25 protein-coding genes are annotated in these 19,922 nt (G+C 33.9%); 4 read left to right on the top strand and 21 right to left on the bottom strand.

From position 1 onward, the window contains the following. Window positions 1-23: 23 nt before the first annotated feature. The 6 genes from ABH961_RS14580 to ABH961_RS14555 form a co-directional block, all read right to left on the bottom strand. Window positions 24-599 carry a biotin transporter BioY gene (locus ABH961_RS14580; RefSeq protein ID WP_001093321.1) on the bottom strand — a complete coding sequence of 192 codons (576 nt, stop codon included), beginning with the start codon at window positions 597-599 and terminating at the stop codon, window positions 24-26. Window positions 600-722: 123 nt separating this feature from the next. Continuing rightward, window positions 723-2,336, bottom strand: coding sequence for a long-chain fatty acid--CoA ligase (locus ABH961_RS14575; protein ID WP_098068990.1), 1,614 nt, complete (start codon window positions 2,334-2,336; stop codon window positions 723-725). A gap of 134 nt (window positions 2,337-2,470) precedes the next feature. Beyond that, on the bottom strand, window positions 2,471-3,121 hold the full coding sequence (locus ABH961_RS14570; protein ID WP_048544081.1) for an ABC-2 transporter permease: 651 nt from the start codon (window positions 3,119-3,121) through the stop codon (window positions 2,471-2,473). Next, the gene (locus ABH961_RS14565; protein ID WP_098079651.1) at window positions 3,122-3,973 is read right to left on the bottom strand and encodes an ABC transporter ATP-binding protein; all 852 of its coding nucleotides are present in this window, start codon (window positions 3,971-3,973) and stop codon (window positions 3,122-3,124) included. A gap of 46 nt (window positions 3,974-4,019) precedes the next feature. Beyond that, window positions 4,020-4,808: a helix-turn-helix domain-containing protein gene (locus tag ABH961_RS14560; protein WP_098642776.1), complete on the bottom strand. Its 789-nt coding sequence runs from the start codon at window positions 4,806-4,808 to the stop codon at window positions 4,020-4,022. 461 nt (window positions 4,809-5,269) lie between these two features. Continuing rightward, on the bottom strand, window positions 5,270-5,473 hold the full coding sequence (locus ABH961_RS14555) for a hypothetical protein (protein WP_048544090.1): 204 nt from the start codon (window positions 5,471-5,473) through the stop codon (window positions 5,270-5,272). Between the two features lie 152 nt (window positions 5,474-5,625). Here ABH961_RS14555 and ABH961_RS14550 point away from each other — a divergent pair, with 152 nt between their 5' ends. After that, the gene (locus tag ABH961_RS14550; protein ID WP_048544092.1) at window positions 5,626-6,438 is read left to right on the top strand and encodes a GNAT family N-acetyltransferase; all 813 of its coding nucleotides are present in this window, start codon (window positions 5,626-5,628) and stop codon (window positions 6,436-6,438) included. 171 nt (window positions 6,439-6,609) lie between these two features. Next, a complete protein-coding gene (locus ABH961_RS14545; protein WP_048544094.1) occupies window positions 6,610-6,813 on the top strand; it encodes a CsbD family protein in 204 nt (67 codons plus the stop codon). A gap of 102 nt (window positions 6,814-6,915) precedes the next feature. Here ABH961_RS14545 and ABH961_RS14540 read toward each other — a convergent pair whose 3' ends face one another. The 12 genes from ABH961_RS14540 to ABH961_RS14485 form a co-directional block, all read right to left on the bottom strand. After that, window positions 6,916-7,902: a HoxN/HupN/NixA family nickel/cobalt transporter gene (locus ABH961_RS14540; RefSeq protein ID WP_098079655.1), complete on the bottom strand. Its 987-nt coding sequence runs from the start codon at window positions 7,900-7,902 to the stop codon at window positions 6,916-6,918. Further along, a complete protein-coding gene (locus ABH961_RS14535; RefSeq protein WP_048544098.1) occupies window positions 7,889-8,521 on the bottom strand; it encodes an AmiS/UreI family transporter in 633 nt (210 codons plus the stop codon). The genes ABH961_RS14540 and ABH961_RS14535 overlap by 14 nt, the downstream gene beginning before the upstream one ends. 18 nt (window positions 8,522-8,539) lie before the next feature. Beyond that, window positions 8,540-9,361 carry an urease accessory protein UreD gene (locus ABH961_RS14530; protein WP_048544100.1) on the bottom strand — a complete coding sequence of 274 codons (822 nt, stop codon included), beginning with the start codon at window positions 9,359-9,361 and terminating at the stop codon, window positions 8,540-8,542. Beyond that, window positions 9,358-9,975 carry an urease accessory protein UreG gene (gene ureG, locus ABH961_RS14525; protein WP_000594929.1) on the bottom strand — a complete coding sequence of 206 codons (618 nt, stop codon included), beginning with the start codon at window positions 9,973-9,975 and terminating at the stop codon, window positions 9,358-9,360. The genes ABH961_RS14530 and ureG overlap by 4 nt, the downstream gene beginning before the upstream one ends. Window positions 9,976-9,989: 14 nt before the next feature. Then, a complete protein-coding gene (locus ABH961_RS14520) occupies window positions 9,990-10,688 on the bottom strand; it encodes an urease accessory protein UreF (RefSeq protein WP_048544104.1) in 699 nt (232 codons plus the stop codon). After that, window positions 10,666-11,121, bottom strand: coding sequence for an urease accessory protein UreE (locus ABH961_RS14515; RefSeq protein WP_048544106.1), 456 nt, complete (start codon window positions 11,119-11,121; stop codon window positions 10,666-10,668). The genes ABH961_RS14520 and ABH961_RS14515 overlap by 23 nt, the downstream gene beginning before the upstream one ends. Window positions 11,122-11,139: 18 nt before the next feature. Next, on the bottom strand, window positions 11,140-12,852 hold the full coding sequence (gene ureC / locus ABH961_RS14510) for an urease subunit alpha (RefSeq protein ID WP_048544109.1): 1,713 nt from the start codon (window positions 12,850-12,852) through the stop codon (window positions 11,140-11,142). Window position 12,853: 1 nt separating this feature from the next. Next, window positions 12,854-13,183, bottom strand: coding sequence for an urease subunit beta (locus ABH961_RS14505; RefSeq protein ID WP_048544111.1), 330 nt, complete (start codon window positions 13,181-13,183; stop codon window positions 12,854-12,856). A gap of 14 nt (window positions 13,184-13,197) precedes the next feature. Next, window positions 13,198-13,500, bottom strand: coding sequence for an urease subunit gamma (locus tag ABH961_RS14500; protein WP_001241328.1), 303 nt, complete (start codon window positions 13,498-13,500; stop codon window positions 13,198-13,200). Window positions 13,501-13,635: 135 nt separating this feature from the next. Next, the gene (locus tag ABH961_RS14495; RefSeq protein WP_001994665.1) at window positions 13,636-13,887 is read right to left on the bottom strand and encodes a DUF2164 domain-containing protein; all 252 of its coding nucleotides are present in this window, start codon (window positions 13,885-13,887) and stop codon (window positions 13,636-13,638) included. Between the two features lie 17 nt (window positions 13,888-13,904). Then, window positions 13,905-14,357 (bottom strand): peptidoglycan recognition protein family protein, encoded by a 453-nt coding sequence (locus tag ABH961_RS14490; protein WP_098079659.1) that lies wholly within the window; start codon window positions 14,355-14,357, stop codon window positions 13,905-13,907. Window positions 14,358-14,372: 15 nt separating this feature from the next. Then, entirely contained in the window at window positions 14,373-15,176 is an 804-nt protein-coding gene (locus tag ABH961_RS14485; RefSeq protein WP_098079660.1) for a protein phosphatase 2C domain-containing protein, read from the bottom strand. Between the two features lie 144 nt (window positions 15,177-15,320). Between ABH961_RS14485 and ABH961_RS14480 the strand changes: the two genes are divergently transcribed. After that, the gene (locus tag ABH961_RS14480; RefSeq protein ID WP_087967243.1) at window positions 15,321-16,130 is read left to right on the top strand and encodes a YitT family protein; all 810 of its coding nucleotides are present in this window, start codon (window positions 15,321-15,323) and stop codon (window positions 16,128-16,130) included. 20 nt (window positions 16,131-16,150) lie between these two features. Here ABH961_RS14480 and ABH961_RS14475 read toward each other — a convergent pair whose 3' ends face one another. Next, a complete protein-coding gene (locus tag ABH961_RS14475) occupies window positions 16,151-16,522 on the bottom strand; it encodes a VOC family protein (RefSeq protein ID WP_048544119.1) in 372 nt (123 codons plus the stop codon). A 236-nt stretch (window positions 16,523-16,758) separates the two neighbouring features. Between ABH961_RS14475 and ABH961_RS14470 the strand changes: the two genes are divergently transcribed. After that, window positions 16,759-18,291 carry a BA3702 family sensor histidine kinase gene (locus tag ABH961_RS14470; RefSeq protein WP_098079662.1) on the top strand — a complete coding sequence of 511 codons (1,533 nt, stop codon included), beginning with the start codon at window positions 16,759-16,761 and terminating at the stop codon, window positions 18,289-18,291. Window positions 18,292-18,338: 47 nt separating this feature from the next. Here the strand turns inward: ABH961_RS14470 and ABH961_RS14465 are convergent, their stop codons facing one another. Together ABH961_RS14465 and ABH961_RS14460 are read right to left on the bottom strand one after the other, a co-directional pair. Further along, window positions 18,339-18,950: an alpha/beta hydrolase gene (locus ABH961_RS14465; protein WP_000975462.1), complete on the bottom strand. Its 612-nt coding sequence runs from the start codon at window positions 18,948-18,950 to the stop codon at window positions 18,339-18,341. A 24-nt stretch (window positions 18,951-18,974) separates the two neighbouring features. Beyond that, window positions 18,975-19,913, bottom strand: coding sequence for a ring-cleaving dioxygenase (locus ABH961_RS14460; RefSeq protein WP_098079664.1), 939 nt, complete (start codon window positions 19,911-19,913; stop codon window positions 18,975-18,977). Between the last annotated feature and the right edge of the window lie 9 nt (window positions 19,914-19,922).

The raw sequence follows: 19,922 nt of genomic DNA, 5'->3' as shown, positions 1-19,922 counted from the left end.
AATGAACGTGTTTCTTCTCTTTCTTATCCCGCATTTGTATATTTCCCACTCTTGAGAGCAGGCGTAATAATATGTTTCAATGAACGATGTAATTTCGTTACAAGAATTGCTGCTATAATCGCTTTTATGCAATCACCTGGTAAAAATACAGCACTTACTTTCATCGTCTGCCATATAGAAACATCCATAAAGAAAGCTTGTACAATAATACCAAATACATAAACTACGAAAATACCACCAATTATATTAATACATAATACCTTTATTATAGAAACTTCACGTAAACGCTCAATTAAATAACCAATGACAAACGCTCCAACGATATAACCAAGTAAATATCCTGCACTTGGCCCAACAAATACGCCTGGACCACCGCGTCCACCAGCAAGTAATGGTGCTCCAACTCCAACTATAAGTAAGAAAATAAGCTGACTTAACGCACCAAGACGTGATCCTAACAATCCACCAGCAAGCATAACACCGAGTGATTGTAATGTAATCGGAACTGGTGTAATAGCAAGAGCAATTGGAGGTATTAACCCTAACACTCCCATAATAGAACTAAATAAAGCGACGAAAACTAAGTTTTTTGTATTCATATTTGCTTCTCCTATTTGTAAACTTAAAATGATTTTCAGATAACATATTATAGGAGTTATATTATCTTTCTATTTAGTCTTTGTCAACTTGTTTTAAATATAGGTTTACAAATATTTTTTCAATTATTTCTCTTTATGCAAATGCTCAAGTTCTTTCCGAAGCGCCTGTTTTAAAAACTTCCCAACAGATGTTTTCGGTATTTCTTCCATAAATACAATATCATCTGGTAACCACCACTTCGCAAACTGTGGCTTTAAAAACTCATATATTTCTTCTTTTGTTACTGTACTATTTTTCTTTTGAACGACGCAGGCAATTGGTCGCTCTTGCCACTGCGGATGAGGAACGGCAACGACAGCTGCTTCAAATATAGCATCATGTGCCATTAATGCATTTTCAAGGTCAACTGAAGAAATCCACTCACCTCCGCTTTTAATAACATCTTTCGTACGGTCAACAATTTTCACGCAGCCTTCCTCGTCAACCGTAACGACATCTCCTGTATATAACCAACCATCACGAAAACCTTCGACAGTACGTTCATCGTTATAATAACTTTCAGCGATCCATGGTGCTCGTAAACATAGTTCTCCCATTTCCGTACCATCCCACTTCACTTCACCGTTTGTACCGACTACTTTCATCTCTACACCAGGGACAAGATACCCTTGTTTTGAGCGGATTTCTAATTGCTCTTCATATGATAATTCTGTTTCATAACTTTTTAAACGTGCAAGTGTTACGAGTGGGCTTGTTTCAGTCATACCATATGCATGTACGAAAGGAACATTATATTTTTGCTCAAATGCTTTAATAACGCTTTTCGGTGCAGCAGCACCACCGCATAATATTCTCGTTATACTAGATAAATCGTAACTATTATTTTCTAACTCTTGTAATACACCGAGCCAAATTGTCGGCACACCTGCTGCTATCGTTACTTTTTCAGCTTGAATCATCTCTAATAAAATTTTTGGAGTAAACATTGGTCCTGGCAGTACTTGTTTAGTTCCAAACCAAGTAGCTGCAAAAGGGAGCCCCCAAGCGTTCACATGGAACATCGGTACAATTGCCATCGCCGCATCACTTTCCGATAAAGCAGCTGTATCCGCTAAACCGAGTGCCATACAATGTAATACAGTACTACGATGCGTATATACAACACCTTTTGGGTTTCCTGTAGTCGCTGACGTATAACACATACCAGCAGGTGTATTTTCATCAATATCTTTTACAAATTGGAAAGTTGGATCGCCTTCTTCTAATAGCTTTTCATAATGATATACAGGTTCTAGCGTAGTATTGGGAAGTTCATCTTTATCAGTCATAATAATGTAGGCTTGTACAGTTGATAATTGTGATTGAATATTTTCAACAAGTGGTACGAGATCTTCATCTATAAGTAGAATTCGATCTTCTGCGTGCTGAATAATGTATGAAATATGTTGAGGAGATAAACGAATATTAATTGTGTGTAAAACGGAAGCAATACCAGGAATAGCAAAATACGCTTCCACATGTCGATGATGATTCCACGCTAACGTTCCTATACGCTCGCCTTCTTTAATCCCAAGCTTTTGTAACGCACTAGAAAGCCTTCTCGTCCTTTCACCTAACTGCTTATACGTTAACGTCGTAACTGTATCATGTGTCCGTGAAACAATTTCTTTCTTTGAAAACAGTTTTTCTGCTCTTTCCATCATAGAACTAATTGTTAACGGTACATTCATCATCATATTGGTTATATCCCCCTTTAAAGCGTTTTCATTTTGTTCATTATAACAGATTTCTACAAGTGATTACGACATTTTTCCGTATTTTCTGAATTATTCCTTTGGAAATAATTCAGAAAATATTAAGAAAAAACATACTAAAACTCCTTCTTACGATATATAAATACCGAAATAACAAAAGAAAAGATATATATGATAACGCCAAATATTGTATATAGAATTGAAACGTATACAGATAAATTTAAATTTGATATTGGAAATTGTTCTATTAGATAGCCAATTACACTTTGTAATCCGAAATAAGTAACAAGTCCCCCGCATGCGCCTCCAATTGTAATAACATCAGATTTTTCTGCTCCAAAAACATACAGGAGTGGATAGGCTATCGCTCCGGCATTAAGAATGATGAACGTCCCTAAAGAAACACTATTAAATATACCATCATCAATTGGTGTATCTGAAATGAAACCATGTACATAAAATATGCCATATGATAATACAGTACCAATAATTACAACTAAAAAATAGAAAAGGTAGTGACTTTGTACAATGTTATTTCTAGTAACCGGTAAAGTAAGTACATACTTTTCATAACCTGACTTACTCTCATATTTAATAACTTCAAGTGCAGGAATCGCAGCAAAAAAGATAATAAACGTAGCAATTAAACGGTACATTGAAGCATCACCAAAATAAAAAACGAATCCTGCTCCTAATATCGCTATTCCCATGAACATAAAGAAAGTTCGATACACTAGATAATAGTTTGTCAATAATAAACCTCTCATTTATTTTTCACTCCTCGTTAATAAGACACTCATTTCTTCTATCGAAATGGTTCTATGAGCAATCCCATTTGGTAGTTTATGCACATCTGATACAAGTACATTGAAATAAGAACCATTATTCCTTTTCACCACAACTATATCTTTGTTAATTAAAGTTAGTTGTTCCTCATCAACATCTACAATGGCATAATTGTCCAAAACCTTATTCTTTTCTTCATTCAATAAAATTTCTCCATCTTTTATAATGATAAGATGGCTAGCTATTTTTTCTACATCACTCATAATATGAGAAGAAAGTAGTATACCACCATTACTTTTACTCACAAAACTTTTTAATTCCTCCAACACCTCCTCCCTAGATGAAGGATCGAGACCTCCTGTCGCTTCATCTAGAATTAATAATTTTGCATTATGTGACAGCGCAACAGCTATAGTTAGTTTCATTGACATTCCACGCGAGAATTTACCTACTTTCTCATTAGTAGGTAAAGAGAAAGAATGAACTAATCGGTAAAAATTTTCTCTATCCCAAGAGTCAAACATCTTTTCAAAAACTTTGTTTAGTTGCTTTATCGTAAGATGAGCCGGTAGATTCATAGCATCAAATACGACTCCTATCTTTTCCTTAATCTTGGCATCTTTATTTATATTTTCTTTACCAAATATTTTTACTGTACCATTATCTTTAGAAATTAATTGTAATACTGTTTTAAAGGTTGTTGATTTCCCAGCTCCATTGTTACCAATGAATCCAACAATTGATCCAGACCGCACATTGAAGGAAACATCTCTTAAAACAACTTTATTTCCAAATGATTTACTTAAATTTTCAATTTCTAGAAGATTTGACATCATTACACTCCTATCTTAACTTTTAATAAAAATATGTTTTCTCCTATTAAAAATTATCCACTTTTTCTCTCACTTTCTTTTTCAGTTTAAAAATAAGACGATTACTATATTCTTTATTTTCTACTAAAATTCGATACGCCTCTAATACTCCTAACATACGAACAAAAAGATAAACTCCGATAGCAATAAGTACAACACAATAAGGGTGATACTGTACTAATTCTCCTGAAGTGATATGCTTTTTCTCAAACAAAAACGGGATTGCGCCTGCGGCTATAAAACAAAATCCAATGATCATTACTGCCGCATACTTTTTCTTAATAATTGCATATCTTTTTGTCAATTCTTTTAGAAAGTTTTGATCAAATAGTAGTTCTTCTTTTTTCAATACATTGTATCGACTCTCTTCTATCGTTGCCGGTACCATCATTGCTCCAATTCCAAGAACAGCAATGATAATGACAAGGAATGTCGACATTGTTGCATCTTCCTTAAATAATAAATACGGTATTGTAGATAAAATAAGCAAACTAAATCCTAACGCAATATATTTAGAAATTTTTTGTCCATATACTATATACCCTTCTGCCATTTCCTTACTTACGTAATAACCATCCACATTTTCATTACTTTGCTCAGCAGTTTCTTTTAATAAATAGTCGAGTAATACTTCAAATACATTTCCAATCATTATTAACTTTTCAGTTTCAGGAAAACCTTGACCGTTTTCCCATTTACTAACCGCTTGCCTTGTTGTGTTTAATTTTTCAGCTAATGCTTCTTGAGAAAGGCCCTTTTCCTTTCTTAATTTAAAAAGCTTTTCACCAAATCCCATATGTGTGTCCCCCTTTGTTTTCTTAACTAAATTGTATGTAAACATTACCCTTATCTCTATCTTCCTGCAGTTGCACTTTGTCAACTTATGGTTGCGATTGTGTTATATAGCCGTTTTCTATACGATTTAGCTAGTTTTCTTCTATGATTATGGCGTTAATAAAATACCCTCTCCCAATAACCAATTATAACAATTAAAGGTAATTACTGTTACAAAAAAAAAAAAAAAAACTCCCTTATTCATTTAAAGGAGTTTTCGATATGAAGTATTCCAATAAGGGTTAATTTGTCTTCCCCATATTGATTCACAATTTCTTCTATACATTTTTGTATGTCGTGCAACGATTAATAAGCATCCCACACAGTATATGTTGTTATCTCTTTATATAAAGACATACTCATATATATATATATGTAAAATATTACTCCTCTAACTTCCCTAATAAAAACACTTCTCCATAATTATAACGGCTTCTGCTTAAACTTTTCATAATGTCGTACTTTTAATAAAAGGATATTCCCGCAATCTGTACAAATATAAGCATCTACTGGTGAAGATGTGAACATCGTCTCCTTTTTCCGTATTTGTGCATAACCGACAAACTCCCCTTCTCCTATGTTATGAGAACCACAATTAGAGCATGTCTGCACGTCTTCCTGTTTCATGAGAGCACCACCTTTAATCTGTTTCCACTCCCTTCGACAGTTCACTTCCATTTCCCTTCCAAAAAACCTCTTATTCTCTTACATTTCAACAGGAATCTCCGAACAAACATCGTATATGTACTATGAAATATATTTATTGACGGAGGAATATTATGAGTACAATTATGACACTCAATGCAGCTCAAGAAATTGAAAACGCAGAAATACATATGCTCTCTTCTAGACTACAAGCACTACAAGCGTTAGCTGAAAATCCAATGCAAATACAAATGAAAAAGTTCGGGAATGCCACTGCCTTTTCATCAAAAATAATTTTTGGTCCTGCTTTTAACACAGTAAAAGGCGTTACCTTTACAAATACAGATGAGATAGATGAAATCGTCTCTTATTATCAATCGCTACAAATCCCTTGTCGTTTTGAAATTACACCCGCTCAAGGTACAGCTGAATTATTTCAATACTTATCTCAAAAAGGATTTTACCAATCCAGCTTCCATACCGCTTTATATAGTATACCGAGAGAAGATCCATCCCTACTTACTTCTAACATTTCAGTACGCCAACTAAAAGAAAATGAATTTCATATTTTTGCAGACATATATGTACGTGGATTTAACATGCCACCCTTTACAAAAGATGGCGTACGCCAAAATAACGAAATTCTCTACAATAAACCTGGCTGGCATTTTTTCATAGCCGAAGTTCAAAATACTCCTGCAGGCATTGGTGTCCTGTATATAAATAATGGGATTGCTTCATTAGCTGCTTCTGCTACTTTGCCAGAATTTCAGCGTAAAGGCTGTCATACTGCCTTAATTCAAAAACGAATAGAAAAAGCTCTAGCGAAAAACTGTCATTTAATAGTCGGACAAGCAAGGTTCGGTAGCGGAAGTCAAAATAATATGGAACGTGCCCATATGAAAATTGCTTATACAAAATCAATATGGACTGCAAAAGACATGTAATTTACATGCTTTCTCTTCTCATTACAATTTTATACATTTCATGACAATTCCTTTTCTATCCTATTAATCATTTGAATATTCAAACTAGATTTGTTACGCTATTACTAGATACATCGTTCAACTTGCAATATGAAAAGAGAATTCTAATCAAACTACAAGGAGGAGAAATGTATGACTAAGAATGATCATGGTTTAAAGGAAAAAGTAGAAGGTGCCATTGATAAAGTAAAAGGTGAAGTAAAAGAAGTTGTCGGGAAAGTAACTGACAATAAGAAATTACAAGCTGAAGGAAAATGGGATAAAGTGAAAGGCACTGCTAAAGATACGGTTGGTAATGTAAAAGAAAAAGTTCATGAATATAAGGAACATAAATAAAAAAACACGTTAGATGTATTTCCATCTAACGTGTTTTTTTATTTTATAAAATTTTATCTTTACTTTATATACATAATGAACCAAATGACATACAATATATTTTTATTTCTCTATACTCTTTGTAAGCGGTTCTTTAAAGGCATTTCTATTCCACACAGCAAAAACAATAAGAGAAATAATAAAGAATACAACAAGACATATACCCAAATAATCAAAATTAACTACCTGTATGAGATTCCAAAACGGGCCCTGTAAATTATAGCTTTCAATAAGCAAAGATAATAGTTGATAACCCCCTATTAAAAAAGCCGTTATAACAGATATTGAGGTAATTAATACGTTATATGAATTTCTTATTCGACTATTTTCCATTGCCCACTTATAATTCGTATTCATGAATGTACTATCTAATGTATCCATCAATGACATTCCTGCAGCAAACAAAATGGGAAAAGCAAATATGCTTACAAGCGGGATAGATTGACTTGTTGCAGTTACTGTAGAAAGAGCAATTAATCCGATTTCACTTGCTGTATCAAAACCAAGACCAAATAAAAAACCGATTATATACAATTGCTTTTGACTATCAATAAACGTAAATAAGCGTTGCGTGAAACGGTATATAAATCCTAAGTTCTCTGGCTGCTTATCCTCTTTGCTTCGTAACACTTTAATAAGATACAACAGATTGGTAAGACCGATAATAATAAGAAATGTACTAGAAACAATTGTTCCGATAATACCGCCTATAGTAGAAAAACTCTCCATTCCATGTTTTGCTGTTTTTCCAATTAAAGCAATTAATACGATCATCACAAATACTACAGTAGAGTGTCCTAATGAGAAGTAAAACCCCACCCCCTGTGAGTTTTTACCTTTTTCAATTAATTTTCGAACAGTATTATCAATTGCGACAATATGATCACTATCAAACGCATGACGCAATCCTAAAGAATATGCAATAATAGCCATTCCAATTATGCTATTACCTTTATACAGTGCAGGTAATAATAAGAGAATTCCGAGCACATGAAGAAATATAATAATAACAAAAAAATTAGTTGCTTTTTTCAGTTCACTTTTCCACATAGTTACTAACCCTTTCTACTTTAGATTGAATACTCTTGAAAAAGAAAAGTGCCATAATAAAAACTACAATCGTTATAATAGTCACTAAAATAATTACAAAATCATTTAACATGCCTGTATGATTTGTAAGTTTTAACAGGGCTGGTATCGTTGCAGTAATCCAAGATTCAATGAAGCAAACAATCCCTACATAAATATGAATCTTCTTTTTCAACCCATCTTGCAGGAAAAATAAAAACCAAAGGAACGCCCAAAAGAACCAAATTATTGTACTTTGTAGACTTCCACTCTCATGTAATTGATTCACTATTCCCATAACTGTTGCAATAATAGCAACCCAAAGAGAATAGTAACCTACACCTGAAGAATCAAGTTTTAATATATTCGTAAGGCCAACATATAAATAAGTAAAACCAAATAAAAAAATAGTTCCATTAGATAGGATAGTCCACTCATCAGATTGACTTCCTCTAAATAATAAATATAATGGTGTCAAAGTTTGTAATGCCCCTACAAATAAATTGAAGTACCCTACACTTTTGCTATCAATGAGTTTAAAAGCTGCTAGTGCATTCATAAATAGAACTGCACCGACAAATAATAATCCCACATTAGTCATAGTATCCCCTTCTCCTACTTAATATTTTCGATAGGATGTTAATTCTTCATGTAGACAATTCTCTCTAACAAAACGATGACACTGAAAAAATATAGACTCCATATCCTCTGTATTATGACTAAGTATGCGTATGACAAAACCTTTACATGGCGTAGAAGATATTCCAATCTTCATATTATTAGTGTTAGAAAGCGAAGTTTTCAATGCTGCAATTAAATCATTTGTAATGTTCTCATTAATAACTATGAAAGTACCATAATGGGAATATTGATTTAATATTCCCATTTGATCTAACGACTCTTTTAAAGGGTTTAACAATAGATGATCATAAACTACAAGTTTGTTTTCCATATATATTTTTGTTAGCGAATCAAAATACTGGTATGTGAACTTCTCCATATTTGGAGACCAACCAGGCGTAACTGAATCGCATAAAATCAATGTAGAATTATTTTGCATATATATATTTGCTTTTTGCTTATATGCTGCATCCTTGTACATAATTAACGGGTCTGGTAAATACTCCATAACAGCATTTTCACCAATATAAACATTCAATTCTTGCAAAGCATAACTATTTGGAGTCTTGTAAACTTTCGTTGCTGATTGGCTTGTTATATATGTTTTCGCATCTTCATGAACATTTATATTTATAGAATAGAAATCTCCTTTTAAATAACCTCCACCAGAATTCATGATATAGTAATATGCTCTACCATAATCGTCCAAATATATTGGCTGTGTTACTTTTAAGGCATCTTTATGATAAACCTTAATAGGTACCGTTTTATGTCTCTTTTCCATCACATCAATGCTTAAGACACCTGTAGGGGCTTTCATTTCTTCAATCCTTCTAACATGATGTTTTGTCGCATCCAATTTATTAATCCCTGTAAACCTTCTTCATCCTTCAAATTTGTAAAAAAATATGGTTTATTATGTCGGTAATTTTTCGTATCCTGCTCCATAACTCCAAGATCAGCCCCTACATAAGGTGCCAAATCCGTTTTATTAATAACAAATACATCAGATTTGATCATTCCTTGTCCACCTTTACGAGGAATCTTTTCTCCTTGTGCCACATCGATAATATAAATCGAAAAATCCACTAGCTCTGGACTAAATGTGGCAGCTAAATTATCCCCCCCACTTTCAATAAAAATAATATCTAAATTACTATGTCTAATCATGAGCTCTTCAATTGCTTCAAAATTCATAGAAGCATCCTCTCGAATTGCTGTATGTGGACACCCTCCTGTCTCTACACCAATAATTCTATCTTCTGGCAAAACACCTGTTTTCAATAAAATCTTTGCATCTTCTTTCGTATAAATATCGTTTGTAATCGCTGCAATTTCATAATCTGTATTTAAATATTTTGTTAACTTTTCAACTAACATTGTTTTCCCAGCACCTACCGGGCCACCAATACCAATTTTAATAGGCTTTATCATTTTATTTTTCCTCCCTATGACATGAAGACTCTTATATTCACATCTTCATGTTGCATTTGATTTATTTCGAATTCAGGATCATTCAATCCAAAATCCTCTAATGAAAGCATTTGAATTCTATCAATAGATTCACAGATCAATTCATGGCATTCTTGTAATAGTTTTTGACCATCTGTTTGTCCAAGAGGAATGGCTCTCACACCATTTTGAATAATGCCTCCAACACTTGAATATAAGAAAACTAAGAGCGTTTCTTCTATTGTCATTTTCAATTCCGCCCCTAATATTCCGTATACGATACTAGGATGTCCTTGTAATCTATTACAAAAAATATTTTCTTTGTACACATTTAAATTTGCAAATGAAAACAATTCACAACACAACTTAGAGGTGCTTTTACTAATCATTCTATTTGCTTTTCTACATTCAAAGGGCAATGTTTGTGCCGTTATTAATTCATCTAAAAATGTAATTTTCTTATCATCATTATTCTTAATGGCTTCGTAAGTATATTTGCAAATTAAGCCGTCCGTGTGTGTTAATTGCACTTTTACATATCGATTAATCCATTTGAAAAATTCTCCTTTATTTGTAACTTGTCCCTCTTGAATAAATGTTTCTAATCCAAAAGAGTGACTAAAACTTCCTGTTGGGAAATTCGAATCACTAATTTGGAGTAGGTTAAGTAGGTTAAATATGTTTGTGTGAAGCATGCTTGAACGGTTTTGGTAATACTCTATTTTCTTTTTGATAAGGAACACCTTCCTTTTTGAGTAACTCTTCTACTAAGTAGTCGTTCGCCAAAATCATACACCCTTCATCGAATTGTGCTGGCAAATGTCTATTTCCTAAGTTATGCGCAATAATCCCCATTTCTTTTATTGACGTTGGAGTAATTACAATTACCTCTTCTGGTAACACTTCAATATATACAATACGATGTTCATCCTCATATAAAATATCACCGTTCTTTAATGTTTCCCCATTATCTAAAGACACTCCAATTTCAAAACCAGATTCTGAAAATAATTTCTGAACCCTCTTCAGTAAAAGTTCACTAGAAATCAATATTTTATCAAGATGCTTTTTTGTATTTGAAAAATCATTCATATTGCATACGTTGTTATTAATTTTTTCAATAATCATTTTATCTCCCCCGTTATATCAAAATAAAAAATATCTTTGAGCCATAGGTAATACGTCTACTGCTTCACACGTAATAACTTGTCCATCAACTTTAACTTCATATGTCTGCGGATCTACTTCCATTTCTGGTGTTGCATTATTCAGCTTCATATCTTGCTTAGAAATCTCTCTCGTATTTTTAACAGGTAATACAACTTTATTTAAACCTAATTTTTCTTTAATATTATTCTCGTAAGCTGCTTTGGATACAAATGTAATCGAACTTGACTGTACTGCTTTTCCATATGCACCAAACATCTTTTTTTCATAATATGGTTGTGGTGTAGGGATCGAAGCATTCTCGTCTCCCATTAATGCCATCACTACCATCCCGTTTTTCAAAACCATATCTGGCTTAACACCGAAAAATTGGGGATCCCATATTACAAGGTCTGCATACTTTCCTACTTCAATAGAGCCAACATATTCTGAAATCCCATGTGTAATAGCTGGATTAATTGTATACTTAGCTATATAACGTTGAATTCTATTATTATCGTTATATTCTTTATCTCCCTCTAAACTACCAATCTGCTTTTTCATTTTATCGGCGGTTTGCCAATTGCGAATAATAACCTCTCCAACCCTTCCCATCGCCTGTGAGTCAGAGCTAATCATGCTGAAAACCCCTAAATCTTGCAAAATATCCTCTGCCGCGATTGTTTCTTTTCGAATCCTTGAATCTGCAAACATTACATCTTCCGGAATATTCGCTTTTAAATGATGACATACCATAAGCATATCTAAATGTTCATCCAGCGTATTCACTGTATATGGTAAGGTCGGGTTCGTTGAAGAAGGTAAAATATTATTCAGTGCAGCAATCTTTATAATATCTGGTGCATGCCCACCTCCAGCTCCTTCAGTGTGGTACGTATGAATAACACGATTATCAATAGCTTTTATCGTTTCTTCCACAAAACCACATTCATTTAACGTATCCGTATGAATAGCGACTTGAATATCATATTTATCAGCAATCTGTAACGAGTGATTAATCGCTGAAGAAGTCGCTCCCCAATCTTCATGGATCTTTAATCCGATAGCTCCTGCAAATATTTGTTCTTCCAGGGCAGGTAAACTTGAGCTATTTCCTTTCCCTAAAAATCCAAGATTTATAGGGAAAGCTTCTGCTGCTTCTAGCATCTTTCTTAAATTCCAAGATCCAGGCGTTATTGTAGTTGCCTTAGTACCCTCTGCTGGTCCCGTTCCCCCACCAATTAAAGTTGTTATACCTGAAGCTAATGCTGTATCAATTTGTTGTGGGGATATGAAGTGCACGTGTGTATCAATACCTCCAGCTGTAACGATTTTTCGCTCACCAGAAATTACTTCCGTTGATGTTCCAATGATGATATCAATATTATCCATAACTGAAGGATTACCACTCTTACCAATTGCTGAAATCTTTCCATCTTTTATACCAATATCTGCTTTATATACTCCTGTATAATCAATAATAATTGCATTGGTAATAACAACATCCACAACACCCTGTTCCCTTGTAAGTTGCGAATTTTGTCCCATACCATCCCTAATTGATTTTCCTCCACCAAAGACAGCTTCATCACCATATACGGTGTAATTTCGATCAATATGTGCGAATAATTGTGTATCCGCTAAACGAATAGAATCTCCTGTAGTTGGACCATATAAATCAGCATATTGTTTACGTGACATCTTAAAACTCATGCTATCTCCCTCTTTTTTTGTAAGATTGAATATCGCCATCCACTTTATTTTTAAATCCATATACTTCTTGCTTCCCTGAGTATGGAACTAATTCAATCGTTTTTTCATCCCCAGGCTCGAATCTTACCGCTGTACCCGCTGGAATATTTAAATGTTGTCCAATTGCTACACTACGATTGAACTTTAACGCCTCATTCACTTCATAAAAGTGGTAATGAGATCCAATTTGAATCGGTCTATCTCCCTGATTTAACACCTTAACTTCCGTTACTTTTTTATTTTCATTACATACTATGTCTTCTTTCGCAAGGATATATTGCCCTGGAATCATCTCATTCACTTCCTTTAATGAATTGGTTGATGAATAGTTACTAATTTTGTTCCATCAGGAAAAGTTGCCTCAACTTGAATATCTGATATCATGTCTGCAATACCATCCATAACATCTTCAGCACTTAAAATGGTTTTTCCAAGCTCCATTAATTCCGCTACATTTTTACCATCTCTTGCTCCTTCCAAAATTTCATACGTAATAATAGCGATACTTTCTGGATAGTTTAACTTAAGCCCCCTCTCCTTTCGTCGATAAGCTAAATCAGCCGCAACAACTACTAGCAGTTTATCAATTTCTCTTGGCGTTAATCTCATTACATTCTTCCTTTCTGAAGTATTTTAAAACTAAGAATATTCTAAAAATAAATAGTGTACTTCCAATGTCCTTTCCGTGTTTTCTCCATGTTTTTTTGCTATCAATCAAATAAAAAAAGAGCCCATCGGCTCTTTTTACTTCCCTTCATTCTTCTCTAACACATACAAATCTTCTTCAATATTAGATAGTTTCTCTGTTACAAGCTTTCTAGCATCTCCAATCGCTTGATTGTATGCAAATGGCCCTACTAATTTAATCATTTCTTCTATTAAACGCTCTGCTTGGAAACGCCCAATTTCATCTAAATCTTCTTCAACGAAAAATTGCTGAATTTGTGCTACTAGCTCTTCTTTTTTATCATTTGGTATTTTTATATTCATCATCATTTGTTACTCCTCTATATTTAAGTTAATCCGTTTCTTAACTCTACCATAGAAAAACGCTTTCCAGGACAACTTTTTGTAACGCCTTCTAGCTCCCTATGACCGAGTATATTTTCTTTCTTTATAGCAAACTGCTTCATAAACATTTTACATAAAAAATATAATGCATTCATTTGTGCGGTAGTTGGATCATATTTATCAAAATTACCCGTCATACATATTCCAATTGTATCCCTATTATTATCTTTCGCATGTGCTCCAATATGTAAACCTCGCCCTTCGACTACAGTTCCATCTTCTTCAATAAAATAATTGTAACCGATCCCGCTCCACCCTCTTATTTTTTGATGAAATTCATGTGTTTTATACACATCCCATCCATCTTCGGATGTATGGTGGATAATCAGTTTATTAACTTTCTCTAAAGGAACTAATTCGTCTTGAAATGCTAGATTTGCACATTTAATTTCCATATGAATTGCCTCCTCTTAAAAATCAATCATTATAATTGTTTTATCATCTGGTCTTATTCTCTTTTCCCCTTCTAACTCTTCGATAATTGCTACATATTCACTTATACTATTCTTTCTTATATATGCAACAGTTTGTTCGAGTGACCAATCTGGGTGGAATAATCCGTCTGAACAAATAAAAATCCCGTTCACTTCATCTATATGTAATTCACCATGTTGTAAATAATGTATTGCTTCTTTCATTCCATTTGCAACGGAATACCCACCCTGCATATTTGCAAGATAACGATTGTATTTTAACTGTTCTCGTACATCTTGAAAAACATGTTCTTCTGGTACAGATAACCCTTTTTTACGATCTTCTTCTCTCTTCTTTTTTGCTCGTTTACTAATTCCTTCAACTGTGTCTTTCGTTAATACTTGCATTGTTCCATTTTGAAGTATTGCGACAATCATACAGTCCCCTAACTGTGCGTATTCCATTTTCTCACCATCTATTTGAACTGCCGCAATACATGTGCACCACAAATGCTCTTTTTTTCTCGTATCTACTTCATACTCTAACATTTTGCTTTGCAATGCTTCATTTGCTTTTGCAACAGCAACTTGCAAACTATGATTTTCACGTAATGAAGCAAAATAACTTGCAAATAAATGCGAAGCGATGTATGCTCCATTATGTCCCTTTTCATCACGAAACGGGACGAGCGGTGTTGCACCATCACATACACCATACATCTTTTTTTCTTCATTACAAAAATAAGAATCCTCACATTCTTGCTTCAACGGGCTTTTCTGTTGATACGTTTTTACCTTCATATCTGTATCCCCTTTCAAATAATAAAACACTCGAATTATTTTGATTAATCTAATTTTCCGAAATAAACTGTTTTTACCCAAAACTTTCAATATCATATATAATCTTGAAATAATATGAATTTTTTAGTGAAGGACGGGAAAGAGATGGTCAGATTTCTTGGTGTTATTATTGGTTCTATTATTATTGCGATTGCATTTAATCTTTTCCTTATCCCCCACAAAATTTTAAGTAGTGGAATTGGCGGAATTGCTATTATTTTAGGAATTGTAACTCCTGTAAACACGGGTATTATTAACTTTGTATTAAACTTACCTATCCTTATTCTAGGATACATAGGTCTTGGAAAAAAAGTAATTTTTAACACGATTATCTCTGTTATTGTATTATCTGTTGCATTATACTATGTTCCAGTAAAAGTCGTAGCAACAGACCCACTTTTATCATCTATCTTTGGTGGTGTCATTGCCGGAGCTGGTATCGGCCTTGTTTTTAACTGTAATGGATCAACTGGTGGATTTGATATTATCGGTATGCTATTGTCTCGAAAAAGAGACATTAAACTTGGTGGATTCCTTATTATTTTAAATGCAGTCGTTGTAATAATTGCAGGATTCTTCTTCACTTGGGATGTTGCTCTTACAAGCTTACTTTCAATTTATGTAACTGGTAAAGTGATCGATGCTATTCATACGAAACATCGAAAGGTTACACTTATGATTGTAACAAATGAAGCAGAAAAAATGAAAAAACAACTCCTTTCAACTGTTGTACGTGGAATTACATTACTTGATGGCGAAGGTGCTTATTCCAGCGAAAAAAAACGTGTACTTATGACCGTCGTTTCTCGTGAAGAATTAGCAAGTATGAAATTAACAATTTCCGAAATTGACCCTCATGCATTCGTTAACATTACCGAAACGGTTGAAGTATTAGGATTGTTTAGAAAAGGTTAAAAAACTAGGTGGATTCCCACCTAGTTTTTATTTTCCATAAATTCAATTCGATTTCCGAACGGATCTGACACATAAAACCTAATTACATCTAGCCGTGCATGATCATCTATTACTTCAATACCTTGTTTTATTAATTCTTGTTTAAATTCATCAATTTTTAAAACATAAAAAGCTGGATGCGCCTTTTTAGCTGGGGTGAAGTTTTGCTCAACTCCAATATGAATCTCTTGATTTCCACACTTAAACCAGCACCCACCACGCTTCTTTAATTCCTCCGGCTTCGGTATTTCCTCCATACCTATTTTTCCACCATAAAACGCTCGTGCTTCTTCTTCACATCCTACAGGCGCAGCTACTTGTACATGATCGATACCTTGAATATAATGTCTCATTTTCTTTCCCCCTCTTCTACCCTAATGTTATAAAGAAAACCTACTTTTGTAACTTACAAAAGAGTTATAAAACAATATAAGCTCCCCTTATTACCACCTTGTACTCACTTTGCAAAAAATAAAGAAAACAAAATTTATTATATAACTTCCATTTTTTATAGAAATACACATTACATCTATATTATAGTTATGAATAGACAAATCTTTTTAGATGCTATTTGTACGGAGGAACTATTATGAGTCGTAAAAAATATTCATCAACTCAAAGAAAACGTCATCCGAACATTTCTAGACGTTTGCGAAACCATATACAAAATCGTTCATTAACAGAAATGTACGCATCTCTGTTCGAACACAATCCTGATAGTATTATTTCATTAAATTTAGAGGGAGTTATACTACATATAAATCCTTCTGCCGAAAGAATATTAGGTTACAATTCTTTAGAATTAGAACAGAAAAATATTACCTCTATTTTAGAAGCTCATATTTCTGAGCAAGTATTACAAAATATAAAGAATACTGGAGCGGATAATCAACAAGAGTATATCTTATCAATTTATCATAAAAATGGATTCTTATTAGACGTCGTGACAAAACTAGTTCCTATTTTTGTCCAAAATCGTCTAACTGGCGTATATGCCATTATGAAGCCTCTTGAAAAATCAGAAAGAATTGAGAATATGCTAAAAGAAAGTGAGAAGAGGTTACGTACATTAGTGAACTCCATGCCTGCGTTTGTTATATTTAAGGATCATGAAGGACGCTGGCTTGAAGCAAATGACTACGCACTTTCTTGTTTCAATTTCCACCATGTACCTTATCATGGGAAAAAAGATAGTGAACTCATTCAATATAACGAAGCGTACCGAGAAGCTTTTTTACATTGTGAAGAAGTCGACGAACTAGCATGGCAACAAAGACAAATTCTTCATGGCGAGGAATTTATTATTCATAGAGATGATTTCGATCTAATCTTAAGTATATCGAAAGTTCCACTTTATCATCCTGACGGCTCCCGTAAAGGTCTTATCGTAATGGGAAGAGATGTTACCGAGCTAAAAGAAACGGAAAAGTTATTACGAAAATCAGAAAAGCTCGCAGTAGTCGGACAACTGACAGCTGGAATTGCCCATGAAATTCGAAATCCACTCACTTCTCTAAAAGGTTTTCTAACATTGCTACTCCCTGAAATAAATGAGGAGCAGAAATGGTATATCGATGTTATGTTAAGTGAGATTTCACAAATGGAATCTATCACGAGTCAATTTATGGCGATGTCTAAACCACAAGTATTATCTATCCAAACTTGTAACATACAAGCTTTAATTGAAGAGGTAGTTACATTTATTTTACCAACAGCTATTATGCATAGTGTTCATATCATTATGGATCATTTTGATTACAAACATGATATTCAATGTGATGGTAACCAATTAAAACAAGTTTTTATAAATATATTAAAAAATGCGATAGAAGCAATGCCAAATGGCGGAAATATTTACATCCAAACAAAACCATTAGATGATACCTTTATTTTAATACGGATTATCGATGAAGGTTGTGGTATCCCAGAAGAACGTATCTCTCGTTTAGGCGAACCATTTTATAGTTTAAAAGAAAAGGGAACAGGACTAGGATTAATGATGTGTTACAAAATAATTGAAGAACATCATGGTAAATTACACATTTCAAGCGAGTTAGATAAAGGTACGATCGTTGATATTCAACTTCCGCTTTCTTCATCTCATCTTGCAATTCAGTCGTAAAAAAAGAAGTATCTGCTAATTGTTAGCAGATACTTCTTTTTTTACTTTTATAATACTGTATTGACATACCATTCTTTTGCTTTTTCTACTTCACCCATCGTTAATTGATGTCCTCTATTTTCCCAATGCATTGTAACAGTAGCGTTTGCATTCTCTAATAGTACCTTCAATTCCTCTGACTCCGCTGATGAACAAATCGGGTCATTTGTCCCAGCAGCGATAAATACGGATTTCCCTGCTAAATTAGGCAATTGTGTTCCTCTTCTAGGTACCATTGGGTGATGAAGGACAGCACCTTTTAATGCATTTTCGTAATGGAATAATAAGCTTGCAGCAATGTTTGCTCCATTTGAATAACCGATAGCTACAATATTATTTCTATCAAATTCATATGTTTTTGCAGCTTCATCTAAAAACTCATTTAATTCCTTCGTACGGAAAATCAAATCCTCTTCATCAAAAATGCCTTCTGCTAATCGGCGGAAGAAACGTGGCATGCCTTGTTCTAATACATTTCCCCTAACACTTAATACAGATGCTTCTGGATCAATTATTTCTGCAAGTGGTAATAAATCTAATTCATTACCTCCTGTACCATGAAGTAATAACAACACTGGTTTTGACGTATCTTTTCCTTTTTGAAAAACATGTTTCATCATAATCCTTTTCCCCTTTCAATCACTTTAATCTAAATTTCTCACTTCAAATGGTAAAAGTGTTTGTTCAATTTGTTTTCTATGTGGTTCATATTGCTCTGGTAACTTTAATTCCTCACCCATCGTCTCTAACGATTCGTCATGAGCGAAACCAGGAGGGTCTGTTGCAATTTCAAATAAAATTTCCCCGTGTTCTCTAAAATAAATTGCGTTAAAATAATTGCGATCTTGTACAGGAGTTACGTGGTATCCAAAACGAGACACATGTTCTTTCCAATCGAGTTGATCATCATCGTTAGTCGCTCTCCAAGCAATATGGTGGACTGTACCAACACCCATTTGGCCACGCCCGATTGTCGATAGCCTCAAGTCTATAATATTCCCAATATCAGCAGAAGAACGGAATCGAACGAATTCACCTTCTTCTCCAATTTTCTCAAGACCCATAACATGCTCTAACAATTCAGCTGTTTTTTGAGGTTGTGCAGATAAAAGAACAGCACCGCCAAATCCTTTAATTGCTACTTCTGGCGTAACTTCTCCAAAAGTCCAATTATTTAATTCGCCTTCTTCTCTTTCTACTAATTCTATATGCAAACCATGTGGATCATCAAATTCTAAATACTGCTCTCCAAATCGAGTCATTTTTGTATACGAAATATCGAATTTTTCTAATCTATTTTCCCAAAACTCCATTGCGCCCTTTGGTACGACATAAGACGTAATGCCTACTTGACCGTCACCAATAATTCCTTGACGAGCACCTGCCCATGGGAAAAACGTAATAATTGTTCCAGGCTTTCCTCCTTCATTACCAAAATAAAGATGGTACGTGCCTGGATCATCAAAATTCACTGTTTGTTTCACTAAACGTAAACCTAACACACCAGCATAAAAATCTACATTTTCTTGTGGGTGTCCTACGATTGCTGTAATGTGATGAATTCCCATCGTTTTCTTTTCCATTTTCTCCGC

Source organism: Bacillus sp. RC251 (assembly GCF_044908765.1).
Taxonomy (GTDB): domain Bacteria; phylum Bacillota; class Bacilli; order Bacillales; family Bacillaceae_G; genus Bacillus_A; species Bacillus_A wiedmannii.
Note: the sequence above shows the minus strand (reverse complement) of the source record. Positions and strands in the feature narration are given on the sequence as shown.